Origin of the sequence: Halomonas sp. AOP13-D3-9 (assembly GCF_052379125.1) — a bacterium.
Lineage (GTDB): Bacteria > Pseudomonadota > Gammaproteobacteria > Pseudomonadales > Halomonadaceae > Vreelandella.
This window is the reverse complement of the sequence record NZ_JBQSYH010000004.1, coordinates 243,599-265,535: the sequence shown is the minus strand read 5'-3', so window position 1 is coordinate 265,535 and position 21,937 is coordinate 243,599. Positions and strand designations below refer to the sequence as shown.

Sequence of the window (21,937 nt, the reverse complement as noted above, 5' to 3'; positions counted from 1 at the left end):
GTACTCCTTGTGGCTGTTTAGCGGAAGGCAACATCGCGCAGGAACAGCGCAATTTGCGGGAACATTATTAGCAGAGCGGCCGCCAGAATCAGCATGAAAATAAACGGCGGTGTGCCTTTGATCACATCCCAATAGGGGCGCTTGAAAATCGCAATCGCGGTGAAAATATCGCACCCGAAGGGTGGGGTTGCCGAGCCTATCGCCACCTGCAGAGTAATCAAAATACCTACCAGCACAGGATCCAGGCCCGTCGCCGCAATCGCAGGCGCAAAAATCGGCGTTAGCACCAGAATGACCACGATCGGATCGACAAACATACAGGCGACAAAGAAGGAGATACAGATGGCAATCAATACCCCGGTCGGGCCTGCATCATTGACCCCCACCGCTTCCAGGATCATTTGTGGTATCTGCGCAAACGAAATGATCCACGAGAAGCCATTACCCACCGCCACTAGAATAAATACCACGGCGGTAATCAAGCCGGTAGATTTGGCGATAGCGTAGATGTCGTTCATCTTGAGCGAACGGAAGACCACAAACTCAAGCAAAATAGCATATAGCACACAGGCCGCCGCGGCTTCAGTCGGGCTGAAGATACCGCCGTAAATACCACCGACAATAATGACCGGAAAGCCAAGCGGCCAAAGAGCCTGCTGAACCGCTATTCCACGCTGTTTCCAGCTCGATTTTGCTTCAGTAGGCACATCTTTAACGATGGCGTAGATAATGCAGTAAATCGAGAACATACACAGAATCATTAACCCCGGCCCAATCCCGGCAATAAATAGCTCACCGATGGACGTACCCGAGATAACCCCGTAAATAATCATGCCGATACTGGGAGGGATCAGGAACGCAATATCGCTGGCATTGATGATCAACGCCAGCGTGAAAGAGTCCGAGTAGCCCGCTTTAAGCATCTTGGGTCGCAGCGGCGAACCAACAGCCACCACGGTCGCCTGGGTAGAACCGGATACAGCACCAAATAGTGTGCACGAAGCTGCCGTGCTTACCGCTAAGCCGCCTTTAATATGGCCGATAAACGCCATGACCATATCGATCAAGCGGTTAGCGGACTGACCACGCGTCATAATATCAGCAGCAAGAATAAACATAGGGACGGCAATGAGCGAAGCCGGCCGTATGCCCGCCATCATCTGCTGGATCAGCGTGTCCATCTGGCCGAAGCCGTTAAACATCATATAGAAGCCGATTACCGCAGCGGTAATCAGCGGAATCATCATTGGAAAGCCCAGCAGCAGCAGGGCAATCATGGTGGTGACCATTATTGTCGTCATAGCTGTTCCCCTAGGGTGCAGTGCCCCGCGTTAAACTTCAGTTTCCGTGTCTTTATAACCATCCACCACGCCCGTCGAGAGATAGACATCGCGGGACGTAACGTTTTTAACGGCGGTCAGCAAGTATTGAATACCGGTGATTAAAAAGCCCATCGGCACCCATAGGTAGATGATCCACACCGGTAAGCCCAAGGAAGGCAGCACGCGACCTTTGCCATGCAGATCAACAATATAAACAATCGAATAATAGAGGAGGAAAAACATCACCAGCGAGGTGAATAGCGCAATACAGATCATCAGTACTTTGCGCCCGCCTACCGGCAACGCATCATAAATAGCCGACATGCGTATATGGCGACCGTGGCGCGCAGCATAACCCACCCCTGCAAAGGTGATCATGATGATCAAAATGCGGTTTAGCTCGCCGGAAAACATAATGCTGTTGCCAAATACAAAGCGGGCAACGACGTTAATGACCGTATTCAGCGCCATTAGCAAAACACCCATCGCAAGGATCACGGCTTCTATTTTGCTAATTGCAGTGTCGATCACGCCCAGTACCCCCGGCAAACCGGAGCGGTAACTCTTTTCCATCTCGTCATCGGTCATGGCCGGACTCCTTTTGAACGGCTCTAACGGCACACATTATGTGCCGTCGGCACAATAAACACAGCGTAACGGCATGCCGCCGTCAGTGATTCAACGCTAGATGTACGTAACCCAACGGTAACGCTGTTAAAACCGCCTCCGAATGAACTACGCGCTACCAGCGCAAAATAACCAGCTCAAACTAAAAAGGGGCAGCCTTTGCTGCCCCTTGATAATCACTCGTTCGCCAGTGTGGCTTCGAGGTTGATTACTCGTTGGTTACGGCTTCAAGGTCAGCTTTAAACTGCTCGAGTAGCTCTGCACCACCTTCACCGGTCATTTCAAGGAAGGCTTCTTCAACCTGTGGGGCACGCTCACGGAAAGCCTGAATTTGCTCTTCGTTGAGACGTGTCACCGTCACTTCATCAGACGCGGCTTGAATCTTCTCTAGCGACTCTTCGGCCAGGCCTTTGATATGCTCAATAGTGTGGTCGTACGCAGCTTCAGAGGCTTCATTCACCAACGCTTGATCTTCTTCAGACAGGCCTTCGTAGAAGTCCTGATTGGCCATCATCGCAGTGGTGAACCAGCCGTGGCCGGTAAACGTCAGGTGCGGAGACACTTCATACAGACCACCAGACTCGATCCAGAAAATCGGGTTCTCTTGACCATCGATAATGCCGGTCTGTAGGCCACCGTAAACTTCACCCCAAGGCAGCGGCGTCGGCGTCGCGCCAAAGGCGTCATAAGTTTCCGTTAACAACGGGTTGGTCATGGTGCGGATTTTCTTGTTATTCAGTTCTTCCGGCGAAGTAAATGGCTCGTCGGTGGTCACGACCATTTCGCCTTCTGGATACATCTTCAACAGCTCTAAGCCTTGCTCGGCGTAAAGCTCAGGAAACATTTCGTTGATCGCCTTACTTTCGTCAAAGAAGGTCAGAACGGTTTCTTCGTCGGTAGGCAGTAAGTAGGGAATGAAGAAGATTTGCGCTTCAGGGATCAGCGCACCAGTGAAGCCAGGCGACTGGTTAACGAACTGCAGAATGCCGTTCTGGGTCTGCTCCATAATGTCGTCAGACTCACCCAGCTCACCAAAGCGGTAAACCTGTACGGTGTGGTCTGAGTTATCTTCAATATACTCTTTGAAAGCATAGGCGAAGACGTCTTGAACGTCGCCTTCATACTCTTCGTGAGCATAGCGCCAGTTGTCTGCTTGAGCAGCAGCGCTGAGACCAAACAGCAGTGCACCCACACTGGCCGTTGTCATCAATTTCGAGGTTACAGAACGAGTAGAAACGGATTTGCTTGCCTTCATGCGGTGTTCCCCTTGCAGTGGTAAGCGCGCTGTACGAATGCGCAACAACCTAGTTTTCAAAACCCTACTGTTAAAAACTCAGTGCCTTAACAGTAGAGTCAGCTTCGCGTTTCTCAACACGATGCTGTTGTTCGCCAACCGGGGTTTACTAACCCGTATTTCGGTGTCCACTTACAGGCAGTGATGGTGTTCATACTGCCTGCTAGCGGGCGAATAACGCTAGGTATTTCAAAAACAGCTTAAATTCAGGCTAGCGCGCTCCTTGGTGAGGGTCAAGCGGGTAAGTAAGCGTTTGTAGCGAATAAAGCCATGCATTTTGGGTCTTTATACTGCCGCCAGAGGCATGATCACTTTGGCTATAGAGCAGCTGTTTTCGTAGCCACTTCGCCGCATCTGGCGACATTTCGGCAATATTTCTCACACGTTTTTCAGCGCTTGGCGCCTCCCAAACCCACGTTTGCCAACGTTGAAGGTTCTCACGCTCCGCCATCAACTCTGCCTGTTTGATGGTGTCGCGCAGCGCTGTTACGGACTCACTTGTCGCCGCCATGGCTTTTAAATCGCGGCGTAATCCACGCAAAACCTCCGTCACTTGGCACTGCCACAAGCGGCGCTGCTCTCGCTCACGTTCGAGTTCAGCAGGCATGGCTTCTAAACCGCACGAATAGAGCCAGCAATGCAGCAGCACCTCGCAAACGTCAAGCCCGGCATCGTCTTGCAGCGTTAGGCAGGCGGCCTCAACGCCGGGCTTGGCATAGAGCGCCAGGGCAAAATCCCATAACGGTGTCTGCTGTAGGCGCTGCAATCGGGTAGAATCAAGCGCAATAGAGTTTCGCATCAAATGACCCACTTTCTTCGGGAGAAGGCATGATCGCACTGCGCCAAGTCGCCCTGCAACGCGGCACGCAAACGCTACTCGACAACGCGGACGTTACCCTTAATAACGGGGTAAAGGCCGGGATTATCGGGGCAAACGGCGCCGGTAAATCGAGCCTGTTCAAACTCTTGCTCGGCGAGCTTGCCCCCGACCAGGGCGATGTCGAGATGAGCGGCGGCCAGCGCATTGCGCATATGGCCCAGGAAGTTGACGCCCTCGACCGCCCGATTATTGAGTATGTACTCGATGGCGACCTGGCGCTACGCCAAGCAGAGGCTGACTTACTGGCCGCCCGAGAGGCCGGAAAAGCACACCGGGAAGCTGAACTGCACGGTTTAATTGAAACCCTGGATGGTTACCGCGCAGAATCACGTGCGGCGCAGCTACTGGTGGGGCTGGGCTTCGTCCAGGCTGACCTTACTCGCCCGCTCTCGGCGTTTTCCGGCGGCTGGCGGATGCGGGTCAACCTCGCCCGCACGCTGTTTATGCCTTCCGACCTGCTACTGCTGGATGAGCCCACCAACCACCTGGATCTGGACGCCCTGCTGTGGCTGGAGCAGTGGCTGACCCGCTACCCAGGCACCCTGCTGCTAATTTCCCACGACCGCGACTTCCTGGATGCAGTATGCGACCACATCGTGCATATGCATCACCAAACCCTGGAGCTTTACCGCGGCAATTACTCCCAGTTTGAGCGCACCCGCGCTGAAAAGCTTGTCCTGCAGCAGGCGGAAGCCGCCAAGCAGCAAGCGCGCCGGGAAGAGATCGAGCGTTTTATCGCCCGCTTCCGCGCCCAGGCGACCAAGGCGAAGCAGGCACAAAGCCGGGTTAAAATGCTCGAACGGATGGAGGATATCGCCGTTGCCCATGTGGACTCCCCTTTCCACTTTACGCTACCCGCCGCCGACAAGACCTCACATCCGTTGCTGGTGCTGGATCAGGCGCAGCTTGGCTATCGGGGCAAAAGCGGCGACGGGAGTGATGACAACGTCCAGCTGGACAAGGTCAACGTTACCCTGCTCCCCGGCAGTCGCATTGGCCTACTAGGCCCCAACGGCGCAGGTAAGTCGACGCTGATCAAATCGCTGACCGGCGAGCTTGAGCTGCTTAACGGCAAACGCGTTCCCGGCGAACATTTGGCAATTGGCTACTTCGCTCAGCATCAGTTGGAGAGCCTGGACGTTTCATCAACGCCCTTTGTGCACGTGCAACGCCTTTCGCCAACCGCCAGCGACCAAGATATCCGCAACTTCCTGGGCGGCTTTGGTTTTAAGGGCGATGACGCCTTCGGCAAAGTCGCCAACTACTCCGGGGGCGAGAAAGCTCGGCTGGCGCTGGCGCTCGTCGCTTGGCAGAAACCCAACCTGCTGCTGCTCGATGAGCCCACCAACCACCTGGACTTAGAGATGCGCGAAGCGCTGACCCAAGCGCTGGCCAGTTTCGAGGGTACGGTTATTCTGGTCTCCCACGACCGTCACCTGCTGCGCGCCACGGTCGATGAGTTCTGGAAAGTGGCCGATAACCGCGTCGAGCCCTTCGATGGCGATTTGGAAGACTATCGGGTTTGGCTCAAAGCGCGCTTGGAAGAGAGTCGCCGGGATTCCCGGGGTGAAAAAGCCGAGCGCCAGAACCAGCAACCCAGCGGCGACAGCCGTGAAGCGCGCAAGGCGTCACGCAAAGCAGCCGCCGAACTGCGCGAGAAGCTACGCCCGCTGAAAAAACAGCGTGATCAAGCCGAAAAAGCCATGGAAAAGGCCCAGCAGGAACTCGATAAGGTAGAGCAAGTGTTGGCAGACCCAGAGCTTTACACCGACAGCGCCCGCAAAGCCGAACTGACCAAGACGCTTAGCCAGCAAGCGGAGATTAAAGCGCGTTTAGACGAGTCGGAACGGCAGTGGCTGAGCGCCGAAGAGGCGTTGGAGGCAATGGAAGCAGAACTGCTCGCCAGTGAAGGTGTAGAAAGCTAGTCCTCGAAAGCTAATTCTCGAAAACAGGGCTAGCTTTCCAGCAAGAACGTTACCGGGCCATCGTTGATTAGCGCTACCTGCATATCAGCGCCAAATTCACCGGTAGCTACGTTCGGCCAGGCGGCTTGAGCCTGGCTAATCAGCAGGTTAAACAGCGCTTCCCCCTGGGCTGGGGGAGCGGCGCTGGAGAAACTGGGGCGCAGCCCTTTGTGGGTATCTGCCGCCAGAGTGAACTGGGAAACGAGCAGCAAGCCGCCGTTCACCTGCTGCAGGTTGTGATTCATTTTGCCCTCGGCGTCGCTGAAGACCCGGTAGTGGAGCAGTTTATGCAGCAGCTTTTCTACACCAGCGGCGTTATCGTGCTTCTCCACGCCCACCAGCGCCAGCAGCCCGTGATCAATACTGCCGATCACCTCGCCTTCCACCTCTACGCTAGCGCGCCTCACACGCTGAATTAGTGCCTTCACTCAGCCTCTCCCGAACTAACAAACGGTCATTGTAACCACCGTCTGTTAATTTTTCCTGAGTTAACTTCCCCCTAATAGCGCATCGCGAAAATCTTCACCCAGCGGCCGCTCGCCTAGCCAAATGCCGAACATGGCGCTGGCCAGATCTGCGTTACCACCCTCAAATAGCGTGTCGCCGTTGAGTGCCAGACGCAGTGTGCCACCATCCCAGCTCAGCACATAGCGATCCTGCGGCTCGACATCCTGATAGCTTTGATTAAAGGCGTTAATGTCTGCTTCCAACTGGGAAAACTCATAGGCAGTAAGGCTCTTTTGCAGCGTTTCGGTGGTAGCTTCAGCGAAGTCAGAGGCCTCAATGGCGTGGAAATAAGCGAGCTCCAGGCGCCTTGGTACGTCGCCCAACGGCTGCGGCTGGGTTTCTCCCTCAAGCTGATAATAGGCGCCGGCGTAGGCCGTCCAGATCATGTAACGAAACAGGCCGCTCCCAATAAGGCGATAGCGTTGGCCGTGCTCCTCTACCGTGCGCTCAAATACTTCGCCTTTTTCGGTCACACTGCTGGCCATCGCCCAAGGCATTAGCAATAGGCCAGCTAACAGCAATGACAATTGAACGGTGCGCCTAGCACCCAATGAGCGTATGTACATAGAACCTCCTTATTGCAGCATATCTATACATACCGATACGCCAAATAAAGGTTCCGTACAACACTTATTATTGTCAGCACAGCACGTTTTTTAATAGTGCTCTCTTACCAGGCTCGGCAGAGCATCAGATCGCAGTGAGGTTCACACAGCAGCATCTCGGTTAGCTGGCTGGTGTGATGGGGCTGCCCACGACTGCCAATCATCACGAGATCCGGTGAGTGGCGCTTCATATATGCCTGCAATACATCGCAGGGGGCGCCTTGTTCGAGCACTAGCTCAACATCGGGCACGCCGTCTAACTCGCGCATTAGATTATCGACTTCACTGGTCAGTTGCTCGCGAAGGCGCTGAACTTCATGATCACGCCAATGGGCATAATTTGCCTGCGAACCTAACTCGCGCTCGCCAGGCAGCGTCCAGGCGTGTAGCAGAGTGAGTGTCGCTTCAGGAAAGCGAATCAGCGCCTCTTTTAAGGTGTGTCGCGCAGTGAGCGAAAAGTCGATCGGTACCAGAATATGCTCCCAGGGTTGCGTAGGCTGGTAGGAAGCCACCACCACCGGACAAGGAGCGCTACGCAGCACGCGCATTACCGTGGTACCCGCCAGCAGGTCTTTTTGCCCGCGCTTGCGATGCATGCCCAGCACAATCAGCTCGGCGTTGCGCTCATGCGCTTCGCGGACAATTTCAACGTGAGGCGAGCCAGTCACGGTCTGGATCAGCGTTTTCGGCGCTTCCAGGGCGTAGTCTTCGCGTAGATCCGTCAACATGGTGGTGATGTCTTCCACTACCGCGCTCTCGACATCCAACAACACACGTCTGGGTAGGTAAGGATCCAACACGTGCAGCACGTCTAGCTGAACACCCTGGGCATAGGCCAAACGTAACGCCCGAGCAAAAGCAGCGCGATTGTCAGCGGAAAGATCGGTGGCAAACAGAATGGTGCGAGGCATGGCGAAACGCTCCTCGGCTGAGCTGCTCAGCCTTACAAGCCGTTAAGCAAACACTCCTTAGCATGGTGTGCAATGTCCATTCCCGCAAGCAAGCTAGTGCCTAAATGCTTCAAGGCCGCTCACCTAATCACCACCAAGCGTGAAAATGGTGCACCGGGCCGCGCCCTTTTCCTACGTTTAAGCGCTCGCTCGCCTCCAGAGCCGCATGTAGCCACTGCTTGGCATCACTGATAGCGGCTACCGGGGCATCCCCTTCGGCATCCACGGGCAGCTTCGCCAGACAGGCGGCAATCGCCGAAGAGAGCGCACAGCCGGTACCGTGCAAATTGTCGGTATCGATGCGCGAGGCAGGCAACCACTCATGACCATTGGGAGTTGCCAGCAGATCAGGGCAAGTTTCCCCGCGCAGATGGCCGCCTTTCAGCACCACATAGGGCGCGCCCAACTGGGTTAATCCCGGCAACATCGCTTCCATGGCGTCTAAACTGGTAGGCGATGGCGTGTCGAGCAGAACCGCGGCTTCCGGCAGATTGGGGGTTATCACATCGGCCAAGGGCACCAGAATATCGCGCACGGCACGAATGCCTTCGTCGTCGACCAGAATATCACCGCTCTTGGCGACCATCACTGGGTCGAGCACAATCCAGCGTGGCCTGCGCTGACGCAACACGTCGGCGATCACTTCAGCGACCTCACGGCTGGCTACCATGCCAATTTTGACCGCATCTATCGCCACGTCATCCAGCAGGTGTTCCAACTGCTCGCGAATGGCCTGGGGAGCGACAGGGTACACCGAGGCCACGCCGCAGGTGTTTTGGGCAATCACCGCGGTAATCACGTTGGTACCAAAAACGCCAAGGGCTGAGAAGGTTTTCAAATCGCCCTGCAGACCAGCACCGCCAGAAGGGTCGGAACCTGCGATGGTAAGCACATTGCGAAGACGGGGATGGATAGACATGGGGCTCCTTCACGGCAAAATCGGCAACAAACGCTACTGTGTGCCTAGGATACCCAAGCTGAGCGCCTTATGCTGCTGAAAACGTACGCACCAGACACACAAAAGCCGCCCGCAGGCGGCCATTGCGTTCGTGGGCGTCAAGCATGACAAACTATTGAGCAGTGTCACCTTCCGGGTTGCGGGCGTTGTAGTACGCCTGCTCGGAGATGGCGTGGTAATCCTCGACCTTCTCCTGGAACGCTTGATAGGAGTCATAGATACGCGTGGCTAATTCGCTCGATTCCGCCAACTCAGCGACCACATCAGCCGAGTGCTCGCGGGCTTGAGCAAGCACATCGTCAGGAATACGGCGTAGCTCGACGTCGTGCTCGTTGACCAGGGTTTCCAGCGCATCGTTGTTACGTGCGGTGTACTCATCCAGTACGCTCTGGTTGATGTCGCTAATAGCGGTACGCAGGATCGCCTGCAAATCCGCTGGCAGCTCCGCGAAAGCCTCTTCGTTAACGATCGCCTCGAACATCACCGTCGGCTCGTGCCAGCCTGGATAGTAGTAATAGTCGGCGGCTTGATGCAGGCCAAATGCCAAGTCGTTATAGGGGCCAATCCACTCTGTTGCGTCAATCGCCCCCGACTGTAGCGAGGTAAAGATCTCGCCGCCGGGCATGTTGACAATGGCCACACCCATACGGCTCATGACTTCGCCGCCCAGGCCGGGCATACGCATTTTCAGGCCGTTCAGATCATCAACGGAGTTGATCTCTTTGTTGTACCAGCCACCCATCTGCACGCCTGAGGCACCCGCCACCATCACGTCAACGCCGAAGTCATCGTAAAGCTCGTTCCACAGCTCCATACCGCCGCCATAGCTTAGCCAGGCATTCATCTCTTGGGCGTTCATACCAAACGGCACGGCAGCAAAAAATTGTGCGGCAGGCGCTTTGCCCTTCCAGTAGTAGGAGGCGGAGTGGCCCAGCTCAGCGGTACCGTCGGAAACGGCGTCAAATACCTCAAAACCCGGCACCAATTGGCCAGCCCCGAAGACTTCAATGGTCAGACGACCATCCGACATTTCATCGACCAACTGCGATAGGCGCTCGGGGCCTTGGCCAACACCCGGGAAATTCTTCGGCCAGGAGGTGACCATTTTCCAACGGAACTCATTCTCTTGAGCCTGGGCGTGATTATCAACGCTAGATACTACCAGCAAACTGGCGGAGAGAGCGGTCGTCATGGCGATGGCGACGGGGAGTGTTTTAGCTTTCATACAATAACCCTCTTACTTTCTATTATTACTATTATGAGTAGGGAATACTCCGCCTAGCGTAGAACACTAGGCGGTTTGCTGCAGGCCATTAATGGCTATTGACTGCTTTATAATTAGATTGCCACTTCTTAACGTTGATAGCAGCGATGTTTTTCAACTAACCCTTTATTAGCCAAACAGTCCGGGCAACCAAGTTGCCAATTGCGGAAAGAACGACAGCATCAGCAACATACCCAGCTGCATTAGAATGAACGGAATAACGCCACGGTAAATAGCCGACGTAGACACAGACGGCGGCGCCACACCGCGCAGGTAGAACAGCGCGAAGCCGAACGGTGGCGTTAAGAACGACGTTTGCAGGTTAATCGCGATCATGATGCCCAGCCAAATCGGATCAAGCCCCATGGCGAGCAGAATCGGCCCGACGATCGGCACCACCACAAAGGTGATTTCGATAAAGTCGAGAATAAAGCCGAGCAGAAAGATCACCAGCATAACGATGATCGTCGCGCCAACCACGCCGCCGGGCATGCCCTCGAACAGCTCGGTGACCATATGCTCGCCGCCGTAGGCACGAAACACCAGCGAAAACAGCGCCGCACCAATCAGAATCAGAAACACCATGGTGGTGACATGAGTGGTCGAGCGCAGCACGTCTTTCAGGGTCTTCATGTCGAGCTGACGATAGGCCAGTGCTAACACTAAAGCGCCAAAAGCGCCTACCGCAGAGGCCTCTGTAGGGGTAGCAAAGCCACTTAGGATCGAGCCCAGCACCGCCACAATCAGCACGACGGGTGGCACCAATCCTTTGAGCAGCAGCATGCCAATCCCCGAGGTATGGCCCAGTTCGGCCATTAATTCTTCACGGTCAGCAGCAGGTGCCATATGCGGACGCAACCATGCCACCATAGCCACATAGATCATATACATGACGACCAGAAGTAGCCCAGGTACCAGTGCGCCCATAAACAGGTCGCCCACCGAGACGGTTTTAGGGCTAAATATCCCCATATCGAGCTGCGCTTGCTGATACGCCGATGACAGCACGTCACCCAGCAGTACCAAGGCAATGGAAGGCGGAATGATTTGTCCCAACGTGCCGGTGGCGCAGATAGTACCGGTCGCCAGAGAGGTGCTGTAACCACGCTTTAGCATGGTGGGAAGCGACATCAGCCCCATGGTGACCACCGTGGCCCCCACAATACCGGTAGAGGCCGCCATCAACATGCCCACTAGGGTCACCGAAATACCCAAACCACCGCGCAACGAGCCAAACAGCAGGGCCATGGCATCCAGCAACGTTTCCGCCACCTTGGATTTTTCCAGCAACACGCCCATCAGCACAAATAGCGGTACTGCCAACAGCGTTTGGTTGGTCATAATGCCATAGAGCCGGTTGGGCAAGGCAGCAAGATAGCCACTATCGAAGTTGGCGTCGATACCCATCGCTTCCAGACCCAGCCCCATACCAGCAAACAGCAGCGCCGTGCCTGCCAACGAAAGAGCGACAGGAAAGCCGAACATCAACACAACACAGATAACGGCAAATAAAATAACCGGCATGAATTCCAGCATCAAACACGCTCCTCAAGATGGTTGCCACCGGCAGCAGACGGCACTATCCGCCCGGCCATCACATAGCCATTACGCACAATCTCAATCACGCCTTGCACGATCATCAGCACGGCAAACAGCGGTATTAAGGTTTTCAGTGCATAAACAGCCGGAATACCGCCGTAATCAGGGGAGCTTTCCAAAATACGCCAGGCGTTGGCAACGTAGCCCAGGCTGGAAGCGATAATGAAGACCATCACTGGGATCAATAGGGTAATAATGCCCACGACATTGATTAACGCCTGGCGGCGCGGGGTCATGCCCCGATAGAAGATATCCACTCGCACGTGGCCGTCATGGCGAAAGGTATAGGCGGCCGCGAGCATAAACACACTGGCGTGCATATACATCACGAGCTCTTGCATAAAAATGCTATTCACACTGAAGGCATAGCGAAGCAGTACAATCGCGAACTGAATCAACATCATAATGATGATCAGCCACGCAAGGGTACGTCCGAACCACTCTGAAGCGCGGTCCAGCGCACCAATAAACGCAGGTAGTTGTATTGTGTCCGACATGGGAGTGTCTCGCGTAAAACGGCTAAGGGGGAATCAGCGCCCCAGACAATAGCGCATATACGCACACAATGCAGCGCCCTCGCGCTGCACAGCGTGCTTATTATTAAACGCTTAGGCGAATTGCCGCTAAGCAGGCCTCTGGCAAGGGTAGGTCAACGGCGATGGGCAGGTGATCAGAAAACAAATGGTCTAAGACGCGCACTTCGGCGGCCTCTAACGATTGCGACAACAGAATATGATCCAGTGCATGGCGCGGCTGCCAGGAAGGGTAGCTGAGCAGAGGTTTAACCGGGTGCAGCGGTAGCGATGCACTGAAACGCTCATGAGCATGCAACTGGTCAGGGGTACAATTGAGATCTCCCATTACCACTACGTGGCGCAGTGGCTGAATAATCTCGCTTAAATAATTGAGCTGACGCACCCGACCACGATGGCTAAGCGCCAAGTGGGCAACAAATATATGCAGCGCATCCGGCCCTTCGCCAAAGCGGGCGTGAATTGCACCGCGGCCTGGCATCGCCCCCGGCAAACGGTGCTCTTCGACTTGGCTGGGCACTAGGCGCGAGAGTAAACCGTTACTGTGCTGAGCAATACGCCCCAGATTACGGTTGAGCTGCTGAACATGGTGGGGAAACCCCGCTTTGGCAGCGAGATACTCCACTTGGTTGACACGGCTTGAGCGAAAACTGCCGCCATCGACTTCTTGCAGCCCCACCACGTCAAACTGACTTAGCACTTCACCCATCACATCCAGCCGCTTTTGGCGACGCGGATGCGGCAGCAGGTGCTGCCAACTGCGGGTGAGGTAGTGATGATATGCAGAGGTCTGGATGCCCACCTGCAAATTAAAGGTTAGCAAACGCAGATGCCCACCTTCCAAAAGCGTCGAACGTGGGCCGTTTATGGCTGTTTGATCACGCTCTCTAGCTTCGCGCAACATGGTTACTCTGCGCGCTCTTCACGCACCTGTTCGACCAACGACTCAGCGATTTTCGGCATGTTCTCCAGGCTGCCAGCAGAGCTAGGCGTCACCAAGTAGCGGCCATCGATCACCAGTGCAGGCACGCCCATCAATTTCATTTTGCGCATACGATTGTTGGCATCGTTCACCTCGCTGCGGACACTAAAGTCGGTCAACGCCTGCTTGGCTTCTTCTTCACTGACGCCATAGTTGGCGAAGAAAGCAGCAATCTCATCGGGCTCTGTGAGCGACTGATTTTCCTGGTGAATGGCGTTAAAGAAGTCAGCGTGCAGCTCCTCTTCAATACCCAGCGATTCAGCCGCGTAGAAAGCTGTAGCGTGGGTATTCCAATCGCCACCCATCGTGGCAGGCATTTTGACGACACTAACGTCATCGTCTAGGGTCTCGTACCACTCGTTGATCGGCGTTTGCAGCCGATAGCAGTGCGGGCAGCCAAACCAAAATACTTCGGTGACTTCAATTTGCCCGTCGTCAACCTGGGTTTCAACCGGCGATTCAAGCAGCTCGTAGTGCTGGCCTTCAACCAGTTCCTGGGCACTGACTGCCGCAGAAAGCCCCAAACCGGCCAGTGCAACCATTAGCGTTTTAAACATTGTGTAAATTTCTCCATGGATAAGCGAAGAGTGAGACCGTTGATATATTCGCGGGTTCCCTCAACTAACGGGAATCGTTAAGTGAGGGCTCATAAACGGCATAAGGAAGTGTTCAGGCTGCCTATCGCTGGCTTGAAGCGCTCTGATTTGAGCGTTAATTCAAACCCAACACATAGTTAGCCACTGCTTCCATATCGTTGTCGCTCATTTTTGAAGCAATGTCACCCATGATGTTGTTAGGGCTATTGTTACGCTCGCCTGATGCAAATGCCTGCAGCGTTGAGACGGTGTACTGAGCGTGCTGCCCAGAAAGGCCCGGATAAACGGCACTGCCGATACCCACGCCGGTTGGCGTATGGCAAGCTGAACAGGCGGGAATGCCTTTGGAAATATCGCCAGCGCGGTAAAGCTCTTCACCGCGAGCCAGTAGCTCGGCGTCTTCGTCGCTGGTTTGCCCCAGGTTGGCATCCTGGCGCGCAAAGTGTGCCGCTACATCCCAGGCGTCCTGATCGGAGAAGTCATCCACTTGACCAGCCATTTGGGGAACCATGCGGTTGCCATCGCGAATATCCATAATCTGTTTCGCCAGATAGGACATCTGCTGACCCGCTAGGTTAGGAAAAGCGCCCGATGGACTAATACCCTGCTGCCCATGACAAGCGGCGCATGTTTGGGCCATTTCCTGGCCAGCGGATGCATCAGCATCGGCTTGATAATCCGTTTGAGCGTGGGCGATGCCAACGGCGCCCATGGTAATTGCTAGGCCTGCCAGTAACTTTCTCATTGCTATTCCACTATGCCGTTTTATGTTTGACTGGTACGCACCCTGGGCGCTTCCCAGGTTTCACAAGTTACCAGGGTTAGCTCCGCCAATACCAACCTTCGCTAATACCAACAACGTATCTCAATGGTACACTAGCGCCCCAGGTCGCAGATATAAACCGCTTGCATTATAACGAATCACCCCAGCGGCGGGAATGCAAGTGCTTACCTGCTTTAGGGGTAATTCGTCGCGGTACCGCTCTCACTTCTTTATCATGAGTCGCTATTATGCGTTCTACTTTACCTGATGGTGAGGCGATAATGCGTTGATAGTGCGCAGAGTAGGCCGCTTTTATGTTCGTTTTTCAGGATCAACCCAATGACTACCCCCCATGATAGCCCAGTCCCTCGGCTGAACTACCCGACGGCAAGTTTTCTTATCAGCGCCCCCACCCTGGCCCTGTGCCCGGATGATACCGGCGCTGAAGTCGCCTTTGCCGGGCGTTCAAACGCGGGCAAATCAAGTGCTATCAACGCCTTAACGCAACAAAATGCGTTAGCGCGCACCTCGCGCACGCCAGGGCGCACCCAGCTGATCAACTTTTTCAGCGTTATGAACGACGAGGCGCGGCGTTTGGTCGACCTACCTGGCTACGGCTACGCCAAGGTGCCAGAGGCAGTCAAACTGGAGTGGCAAAAGCATCTAGCCGAGTACCTGCGCAACCGTTTCAGTCTGCGCGGCTTAGTACTGCTAATGGACGTGCGCCATCCGCTCACCGAGTTTGACCAAATGATGCTCGACTATGCTGACCAGCGCGGAATGCCGGTACATATTTTGCTCACCAAAGCCGATAAGCTGAAAAGAGGGCCTGCCAGCGCTGCCTTACAAAAAGTGCGCTCGCGGTTGAAGGAGTGGGAAGACCTGGTCTCCGTCCAGCTGTTCTCTTCCCTTAAGCGCGACGGCGTCGATACGCTGTCACAGAAACTCAATCAGTGGCTGTATACACCGCCTGAATGACGCCCCTCTAACGTTTCAAGCACGCTGGGCAGTTCTTTAATATGCGCTATGCGATGCACCCGCGGCGGGAGCGGTTGATCCTCTGTTGCAGAAATCCATACTGCGTGCATACCCAGCTGCTGGGCGGGAAGCACGTCCTCCTGCCAGGAGTCACCCACGTGCATGGCGCACTCGGGGGCAACGTTTAAGCGCGACAGCGCGGTGAGAAACGGCGTTGGATCAGGCTTGGGCGCCAGTAACTCGCCCGCGGCAATGGCCACCGGAAAATAGCTGGCCAGCGGCTGACGTTGAAGATGAATATTGCCGTTGGTGATCGCCGCCAACTGATAGCGCTCCGCCAGGGCAGCCAGCAAGCCGGCCGCCTCAGGGTGCGGCGTGACCTGTACACGCAAGAGGTGAAACTCATTCATCGCCGCTGCCGCCCACATCAACGCCGCACTGCGGTGCAGACCTGCGTCTTCTAAATGGGCCTCTAGGGCGCGCAAACGCAGCCAGGTGAAGTCGCCGCGCCGTTCGGGCACTTGTTTGGCCAACTGTTGACGACGCTGGAGATAATCCAGCCCGCCGCTTTCGTGGGATAGCTCTAGAGCTGTTTCCTGACGAGCCGCTCGCCAGCCATCAAGCGCCTCCAACAGCCAGCGGTAGTGGCCTTCTTCGGTGCGCGCCATCACGCCATGGTTATCCCACAGCGTATCGTCGAGATCAAAGGTAATCGCCTGCAGCATCGTCATGGCTTGCTCCTGGGACTATTCGTGCGGTCGTTGGGGCCTCGCTTGGCCCGGGGGTGTGCAGCATCGTAGCTGGTGGCCAGATGCTGCCAGTCAAGCCGGGTATAGATTTGCGTGGTCGACAGATTGGCGTGCCCCAGCAACTCCTGCACGGCGCGCAGATCCTGGCTTGACTCCAACAGGTGGCTGGCAAAGGAGTGGCGCAAACGGTGGGGGTGAAGGTGTTCGGGCAAGCCGCGGGCAATCGACAGCTGTGCTAAACGCTTTTGAATAGCGCGATGGCCCAAGCGCGTACCACGCTGCCCTACAAATAACGCCTGCTCATTAATAGGTGCGAGCGCGGAGCGACACCCCAGCCACTCGGCCAGCGCTTGCTGGGCACGGCGCCCTACCGGCACTTGGCGGGGTTTGCCGCCTTTGCCAATCACCCTGACCCGGCTATGTTGCAAATCGCCCAAATCAAGCGCCGCCAGCTCCGCTAAGCGCAGGCCGCTGGAGTAAAACAGTTCAAGAATCGCCTGATCCCGCACGCCCAGGGGTGAACCGTCGTGGGGAGTATCAAGAAAGCGCGCCAGGGCGTCAACATCCACCGGGCGCGGCAGGTGACTGGGCTGCTTTGGCGTACGCAGCAGCCCCACCGGGTTATCCACCAGCACACCCTGCTTGACCAAGTAATCGGCAAAGCGTGAGAGTGCCGCCCGACGTCTAGCAAGACTTCTAGGTGCCAAGCCTCGGCTACGTTCCGAGCCCAAAAACGCCCGCAACAGCGAGGTATCTAACGCGGCGGGATCCATCACATTGCGACGCTCGGTGAAGGTACACAACGCCGCCAGATCATGTCGGTAAGCCTCGACAGTGGCCGGACTTGCATGGGACGCAAGCGCCGCTAGAAAGGCCCCGACGCGCTTGGCTATCGGTGTTTCAACCAGGAGTGGCTCATCCACCATGGTCGCCCAGGCGCACCAGCAAGCGCGCGACGATATCGCCCAAGTACTCGGTGAAGAGCGTGTCCATGCTGGCCCGGTAAGCGTCGGGACTGGGGCTGGCTAGCAGCAAATAGCCTAAGGGGTCGCCCGCCGAGAGGCGCGAAATAGCGCAGGAGCCCGCTTTGCGGGGCGCTTTGACATGGGGTAGCAGGCACTTCCAGTCGCTGACGCTAAGTTTCACGCAGCGGCTGGTGCGGCCATCTAACAGCGCCGACAGCCGTGTGCTGGCATACTGATCCAGCACATGCCGGGGCGGCTGGGGCGGCGTCGGCTCACTATCGCTTAACGTGGCCGGACACCACAGCGCCATGGCAGGGGTTTCAAAGCGTTCGCTCAACTGAGTGGCCAATGCTTGCGCCAGCGCATCGCGGTCTTGCGCTTCCACCAGCGCGATTAGCGTTTCGCGCAGCCGACGGTACTGGGACTCGTTATGGCGGGCGGTCTCCAGCAGGTGCTCCAGGCGGCCTTCAGCGGTTTCAGCGCGCTTGCGCAGGTCTAACACCAAGCGCTCTAGCAAAGACACCGCCCCGTCGATATGCGGGTGGGGCACCTGCAGTTGCTGGAGCAGTCCTTCGCGGCCGACGAAAAAATCGGGATGACGCGCCAGCCAGAACGCCACTTGATCAGGATCGAGCGTTTTGCGGGGTTCGGGGGCTTGAGACATCGCCGTTCTCCTCGAATTAATTGAGTGCTACGCGGCCATCAAAAACGCGCGTAGCCGGTCCCACCATCGTTAGCGCCCCTTCAGGGTCAGGCCATTCAATGCTGAGCTCGCCACCAGGCAAATGGACTTTTACCGGGCTTTTCAGCAGTCCTTGGCGAATGCCGCTGGCCACCGCGGCGCAGGCACCGGTACCGCAAGCCAGCGTTTCGCCGCTACCACGTTCATACACGCGCAAGCGAATTTCACTGGGCGAGAGTACCTGCATAAAGCCCACGTTAACACGCTTGGGAAAGCGCGGGTGCGCCTCTACTAATGGCCCGAGGCGTTCGACCGGGGCATCATCCACATTGTCGACCTGAATCACCGCATGAGGGTTGCCCATGGAGACCACGCCGATCTGCAGCGTTTCGTCGCTCACGGCTAGCTGATGTAGAGGTTGATCCCCAGGCGCATCGAACGGCAGCGCCACAGGGCTAAACCGCGGGCGGCCCATATCCACCCGCACCATACCATCGTGCTGAACGGTGAGTACCAAAGGGCCACCGGCGGTTTCCACATGAATTTCATGCTTATGGGTTAGCCGCTGATCGCGCACGAAGCGGGCAAAGCAGCGCGCGCCGTTGCCGCAGTTTTCCACTTCACTGCCGTCGGCATTGTAAATGCGGTAGCGAAAATCCATCTCGGGATCGCGAGGCGGTTCGACAACCAACAGCTGATCAAAGCCAATACCGAAACGCCGGTCAGCCAGTGCGCGGATTTGTGCTTCGTCCAGCCGGGCGCGCTGAGTAACCAGGTCCACCATGACAAAGTCATTGCCCAGGCCATGCATTTTGGTGAAGTGTAACAGCATCAGCTCCCTCCTTCGGGCAGCAGCGCTTCACCCGCCCATAGGCTAGCAACGGTTTCCCGCGCGCGCACCACGTGGCAGCTGTCGCCATCGACCATTAACTCGGCGGCACGCGGGCGGCTGTTGTAGTTTGACGCCATAACAAAACCGTAGGCACCTGCCGAGCGCACCGCCAGAAGATCGCCTTCGGCAATCGCCAGTTCGCGCTCTTTACCCAGAAAGTCGCCGGTTTCACAAACCGGACCGACCACATCGTAGAAGGCGCTATCCCGAACTTGGCGAGTATCCACCGGCACAATCGCCTGCCAGGCTTGGTACAGCGCAGGGCGAATCAAGTCGTTCATGGCCGCATCGACAATGGCAAAGTTCTTGGTCTCGCCGGGCTTGAGAAACTCTACCCGAGTAAGCATGACGCCCGCATTGGCAGCGATCGAACGGCCCGGTTCAAACAGCAGCGTCAGTGCCTCGCCGCCCTCCCAGCGGGAAAGCCGCGCCAGCAGCTGGCTGGCGTAATCAAACGGCTGAGGCGGCTTTTCATCTCGGTAAGGCACGCCCAAACCGCCACCTAAATCGAGATGCTCGATTTCGATACCGCGCTCACGCAGCCGCTCCATAAGCATCAACAAGCGGTCTAACGCATCCAAAAACGGTGCCGTTTCGGTGAGCTGCGAACCAATGTGGCAATCAAGCCCTTTCACCTGCACATTGGGCAGGCTTGCGGCCAGTTCGTAAACCGCCAGCGCTTCATCCACCGGGATGCCGAACTTGTTGTCCTTCAAGCCGGTGGAGATATACGGGTGGGTGCCCGCGTCCACATCCGGATTGACCCGCAACGAGACCGGGGCCATTTTGCCCAGCTCACCGGCAACGCGATTCAAACGCTCAAGCTCGGGGCGCGACTCAACGTTAAAGCACTTAATACCCACGTCCAGCGCGCGGGCCATTTCATGGGGCTGCTTGGCAACCCCGGAAAACACTACCTTGGCCGGATCGCCGCCCGCTTTAAGCACCCGCTCAAGCTCGCCGATGGAGACAATATCGAACCCGGCGCCAAGCGTGGCCAACAGGCCCAGCACGGCCAGATTGGAGTTGGCCTTCACCGCGTAACAAATCAGGTGCGGGTGGCCACCCAGCGCTTCAGTATAGGCGCGAAAGTGGCGCTCAAAGGTGGCTTTTGAGTAGACGTAGCAGGGCGTGCCGTACTCGTCGGCAATCCGTGACAGCGGCACGTCTTCGGCGTATAGCACGCCATCCCGGTAGTTAAAATAATCCATGGTGCTCTCCCCTTCTCCTGGGCCTGCAGCTATCTATTCAGACGCCTGGGCAGATTGCTCGTCAGCGGGCGCATCTTCCGGCAGATAAAGCGGCCCTTTTTGCCCACAGCCAACAACCGCAGTTAACAGCAGCGCCGAAAGGGCCATGATTGCCAGCGTTTTCATGCGCCCGCCTTGAGCGCACTCAGCGCCTCGCGCGCTCGCTGGGCGGCTGCCCGCACCTGATTCGGCGCGGTACCACCAATGTGATTACGGGCAGCGACCGAGCCTTCAAGGGTTAACACCTCGAACACATCCTGCTCAATGGTATCGGAGAACTGTTTGAGCTCATCCAGGCTCATCTCGGACAGGTCTTTTTCGGTTTTAAGGCCATAAGCCACCGACTGCCCGACGATTTCGTGGGCATCGCGGAAAGCCACGCCTTTGCGCACCAGGTAGTCGGCCAAGTCCGTCGCGGTGGAGAAACCACGCCGCGCCGCTTCATACATGCTGGCTTTTTTGGGCTCAATAGCGGGCACCATATCGGCGAAGGCTTTTAGGCAGTCGCGCACGGTATCCACTGCATCGAACAGCGGCTCTTTATCTTCCTGATTGTCTTTGTTGTAGGCCAACGGCTGCGACTTCATCAGCGTTAACAGCGACATCAGGTGGCCATAAACACGACCGGTTTTGCCGCGCACCAGTTCCGGTACGTCGGGGTTTTTCTTCTGCGGCATGATGGATGAGCCGGTGCAGAAGCGGTCGGGCAGGTCGATAAAGTTGAACTGGGCGCTGGTCCACAGCACCAGCTCTTCGCTCATACGCGACAGGTGCATCAACAGGATGCTGGCAAAGCTGGTGAATTCGATGGCGAAGTCACGATCGGAGACCGCGTCCAGGGAGTTCTCCGTGGGGCGGTCAAAGCCTAACAGTTCTGCGGTCACGTGGCGGTCGATGGGATAGGTAGTGCCGGCCAGGGCGGCGGCGCCCAGCGGCATGACGTTGACGCGCTTGCGGCAGTCCAACAGGCGCTCGTGGTCGCGAGCCAACATCTCTTGCCAAGCTAGAATATGGTGGCCAAAGGTGACCGGTTGGGCAGTTTGCAGGTGGGTAAAACCGGGCATAATCGTCTCGGCTTCACGGTCAGCCAGTTCGATCATGCCTTCACGCAGGCGCTTCAATTCCACTTCGATAACGTCGATTTCATCGCGCATAAACAGGCGGATATCGGTGGCTACCTGATCGTTACGCGAACGCCCGGTGTGGAGTTTTTTACCGGTAATGCCGATCTTTTCGGTCAGCCGCGCTTCGATGTTCATGTGCACATCTTCCAGCGGCACCGACCAGTTAAATTCGCCGCGCTCGATTTCGCCCTGAATCTCGTTCAGTCCGTTAATAATCGCATCACGTTCGTCATCGGTCAGTACGCCCACTCTGGCCAGCATAGTGGCGTGGGCGATAGAGCCCCGGATGTCCTGGGGGGCCAGGCGCTGGTCGAAATTAACAGACGCGGTGAAGCGTGCAACAAAGGCATCGGTGGGCTCGCTAAAGCGACCGCCCCAAGACTGATTCGTGGCTTGGCTCATCGAAGATATATCCTGCTGACAAAACAATGGAGTCGTTAGCAGAAAGTGTAC

Annotated in this window: 23 protein-coding genes; 2 read left to right on the top strand and 21 right to left on the bottom strand. The window is 56.4% G+C overall.

The features are described from left to right. Window positions 1-17 precede the first annotated feature (17 nt). From ACT3UM_RS06440 to ACT3UM_RS06425, 4 genes are all read right to left on the bottom strand, one after another. Entirely contained in the window at window positions 18-1,301 is a 1,284-nt protein-coding gene (locus tag ACT3UM_RS06440; protein WP_498897147.1) for a TRAP transporter large permease, read from the bottom strand. 30 nt (window positions 1,302-1,331) lie between these two features. Continuing rightward, window positions 1,332-1,910 carry a TRAP transporter small permease gene (locus ACT3UM_RS06435; RefSeq protein ID WP_498897145.1) on the bottom strand — a complete coding sequence of 193 codons (579 nt, stop codon included), beginning with the start codon at window positions 1,908-1,910 and terminating at the stop codon, window positions 1,332-1,334. A gap of 247 nt (window positions 1,911-2,157) precedes the next feature. Next, complete coding sequence (locus ACT3UM_RS06430; protein ID WP_498897143.1) at window positions 2,158-3,204, bottom strand: TRAP transporter substrate-binding protein; 1,047 nt, start codon at window positions 3,202-3,204, stop codon at window positions 2,158-2,160. A gap of 250 nt (window positions 3,205-3,454) precedes the next feature. Next, a complete protein-coding gene (locus ACT3UM_RS06425; RefSeq protein WP_498897141.1) occupies window positions 3,455-4,042 on the bottom strand; it encodes a TIGR02444 family protein in 588 nt (195 codons plus the stop codon). A 29-nt stretch (window positions 4,043-4,071) separates the two neighbouring features. On the opposite strand from ACT3UM_RS06425, the gene ACT3UM_RS06420 reads away from it, so the two are divergent. Then, entirely contained in the window at window positions 4,072-6,048 is a 1,977-nt protein-coding gene (locus ACT3UM_RS06420) for an ATP-binding cassette domain-containing protein (protein WP_498897139.1), read from the top strand. 29 nt (window positions 6,049-6,077) lie between these two features. Here ACT3UM_RS06420 and dtd read toward each other — a convergent pair whose 3' ends face one another. From dtd to ACT3UM_RS06370, 10 genes are all read right to left on the bottom strand, one after another. Continuing rightward, window positions 6,078-6,515: a D-aminoacyl-tRNA deacylase gene (dtd, locus tag ACT3UM_RS06415; protein ID WP_498897137.1), complete on the bottom strand. Its 438-nt coding sequence runs from the start codon at window positions 6,513-6,515 to the stop codon at window positions 6,078-6,080. Window positions 6,516-6,575: 60 nt separating this feature from the next. Then, window positions 6,576-7,160 carry a chalcone isomerase family protein gene (locus tag ACT3UM_RS06410; protein WP_498897135.1) on the bottom strand — a complete coding sequence of 195 codons (585 nt, stop codon included), beginning with the start codon at window positions 7,158-7,160 and terminating at the stop codon, window positions 6,576-6,578. A 104-nt stretch (window positions 7,161-7,264) separates the two neighbouring features. Continuing rightward, a complete protein-coding gene (locus ACT3UM_RS06405; protein ID WP_498897133.1) occupies window positions 7,265-8,110 on the bottom strand; it encodes a universal stress protein in 846 nt (281 codons plus the stop codon). Window positions 8,111-8,237: 127 nt separating this feature from the next. Next, the gene (thiD, locus tag ACT3UM_RS06400) at window positions 8,238-9,068 is read right to left on the bottom strand and encodes a bifunctional hydroxymethylpyrimidine kinase/phosphomethylpyrimidine kinase (RefSeq protein ID WP_498897132.1); all 831 of its coding nucleotides are present in this window, start codon (window positions 9,066-9,068) and stop codon (window positions 8,238-8,240) included. Between the two features lie 151 nt (window positions 9,069-9,219). Next, window positions 9,220-10,332 (bottom strand): TRAP transporter substrate-binding protein, encoded by a 1,113-nt coding sequence (locus ACT3UM_RS06395; protein WP_498897130.1) that lies wholly within the window; start codon window positions 10,330-10,332, stop codon window positions 9,220-9,222. 168 nt (window positions 10,333-10,500) lie between these two features. After that, window positions 10,501-11,907, bottom strand: a complete 1,407-nt coding sequence (locus ACT3UM_RS06390; RefSeq protein ID WP_498897128.1) for a TRAP transporter large permease — start codon at window positions 11,905-11,907, stop codon at window positions 10,501-10,503. Next, entirely contained in the window at window positions 11,907-12,467 is a 561-nt protein-coding gene (locus ACT3UM_RS06385) for a TRAP transporter small permease subunit (RefSeq protein WP_498897126.1), read from the bottom strand. The genes ACT3UM_RS06390 and ACT3UM_RS06385 overlap by 1 nt, the downstream gene beginning before the upstream one ends. Before the next feature lie 103 nt (window positions 12,468-12,570). Beyond that, window positions 12,571-13,407, bottom strand: coding sequence for an endonuclease/exonuclease/phosphatase family protein (locus ACT3UM_RS06380; RefSeq protein WP_498897124.1), 837 nt, complete (start codon window positions 13,405-13,407; stop codon window positions 12,571-12,573). A 2-nt stretch (window positions 13,408-13,409) separates the two neighbouring features. Continuing rightward, window positions 13,410-14,042, bottom strand: a complete 633-nt coding sequence (locus ACT3UM_RS06375; RefSeq protein WP_498897122.1) for a thiol:disulfide interchange protein DsbA/DsbL — start codon at window positions 14,040-14,042, stop codon at window positions 13,410-13,412. Between the two features lie 154 nt (window positions 14,043-14,196). Beyond that, window positions 14,197-14,826, bottom strand: a complete 630-nt coding sequence (locus ACT3UM_RS06370) for a c-type cytochrome (RefSeq protein WP_498897120.1) — start codon at window positions 14,824-14,826, stop codon at window positions 14,197-14,199. Window positions 14,827-15,183: 357 nt separating this feature from the next. Between ACT3UM_RS06370 and yihA the strand changes: the two genes are divergently transcribed. After that, entirely contained in the window at window positions 15,184-15,822 is a 639-nt protein-coding gene (gene yihA, locus ACT3UM_RS06365; RefSeq protein ID WP_088700129.1) for a ribosome biogenesis GTP-binding protein YihA/YsxC, read from the top strand. Here yihA and ACT3UM_RS06360 read toward each other — a convergent pair. Genes ACT3UM_RS06360 through argH form a run of 7 tightly spaced genes read right to left on the bottom strand, consistent with a single transcriptional unit; the run spans window position 15,795 to window position 21,886 of the window. Beyond that, complete coding sequence (locus ACT3UM_RS06360) at window positions 15,795-16,553, bottom strand: HAD family hydrolase (protein WP_498897118.1); 759 nt, start codon at window positions 16,551-16,553, stop codon at window positions 15,795-15,797. The two genes, yihA and ACT3UM_RS06360, sit on opposite strands and share 28 nt — an antisense overlap. Beyond that, a complete protein-coding gene (locus ACT3UM_RS06355) occupies window positions 16,550-17,497 on the bottom strand; it encodes a tyrosine recombinase XerC (RefSeq protein WP_498897116.1) in 948 nt (315 codons plus the stop codon). The genes ACT3UM_RS06360 and ACT3UM_RS06355 overlap by 4 nt, the downstream gene beginning before the upstream one ends. After that, the gene (locus tag ACT3UM_RS06350) at window positions 17,487-18,200 is read right to left on the bottom strand and encodes a DUF484 family protein (RefSeq protein ID WP_498897114.1); all 714 of its coding nucleotides are present in this window, start codon (window positions 18,198-18,200) and stop codon (window positions 17,487-17,489) included. Before ACT3UM_RS06350 ends, ACT3UM_RS06355 begins: the two co-directional genes overlap by 11 nt. A 16-nt stretch (window positions 18,201-18,216) precedes the next feature. Beyond that, on the bottom strand, window positions 18,217-19,050 hold the full coding sequence (gene dapF, locus ACT3UM_RS06345) for a diaminopimelate epimerase (protein WP_498897112.1): 834 nt from the start codon (window positions 19,048-19,050) through the stop codon (window positions 18,217-18,219). Continuing rightward, a complete protein-coding gene (lysA, locus tag ACT3UM_RS06340; RefSeq protein ID WP_035582056.1) occupies window positions 19,050-20,321 on the bottom strand; it encodes a diaminopimelate decarboxylase in 1,272 nt (423 codons plus the stop codon). Before lysA ends, dapF begins: the two co-directional genes overlap by 1 nt. Before the next feature lie 33 nt (window positions 20,322-20,354). Then, window positions 20,355-20,486, bottom strand: coding sequence for an LPS translocon maturation chaperone LptM (lptM, locus tag ACT3UM_RS06335; protein WP_022521220.1), 132 nt, complete (start codon window positions 20,484-20,486; stop codon window positions 20,355-20,357). Further along, a complete protein-coding gene (gene argH, locus ACT3UM_RS06330) occupies window positions 20,483-21,886 on the bottom strand; it encodes an argininosuccinate lyase (protein ID WP_035582057.1) in 1,404 nt (467 codons plus the stop codon). Before argH ends, lptM begins: the two co-directional genes overlap by 4 nt. Window positions 21,887-21,937 lie beyond the last annotated feature (51 nt).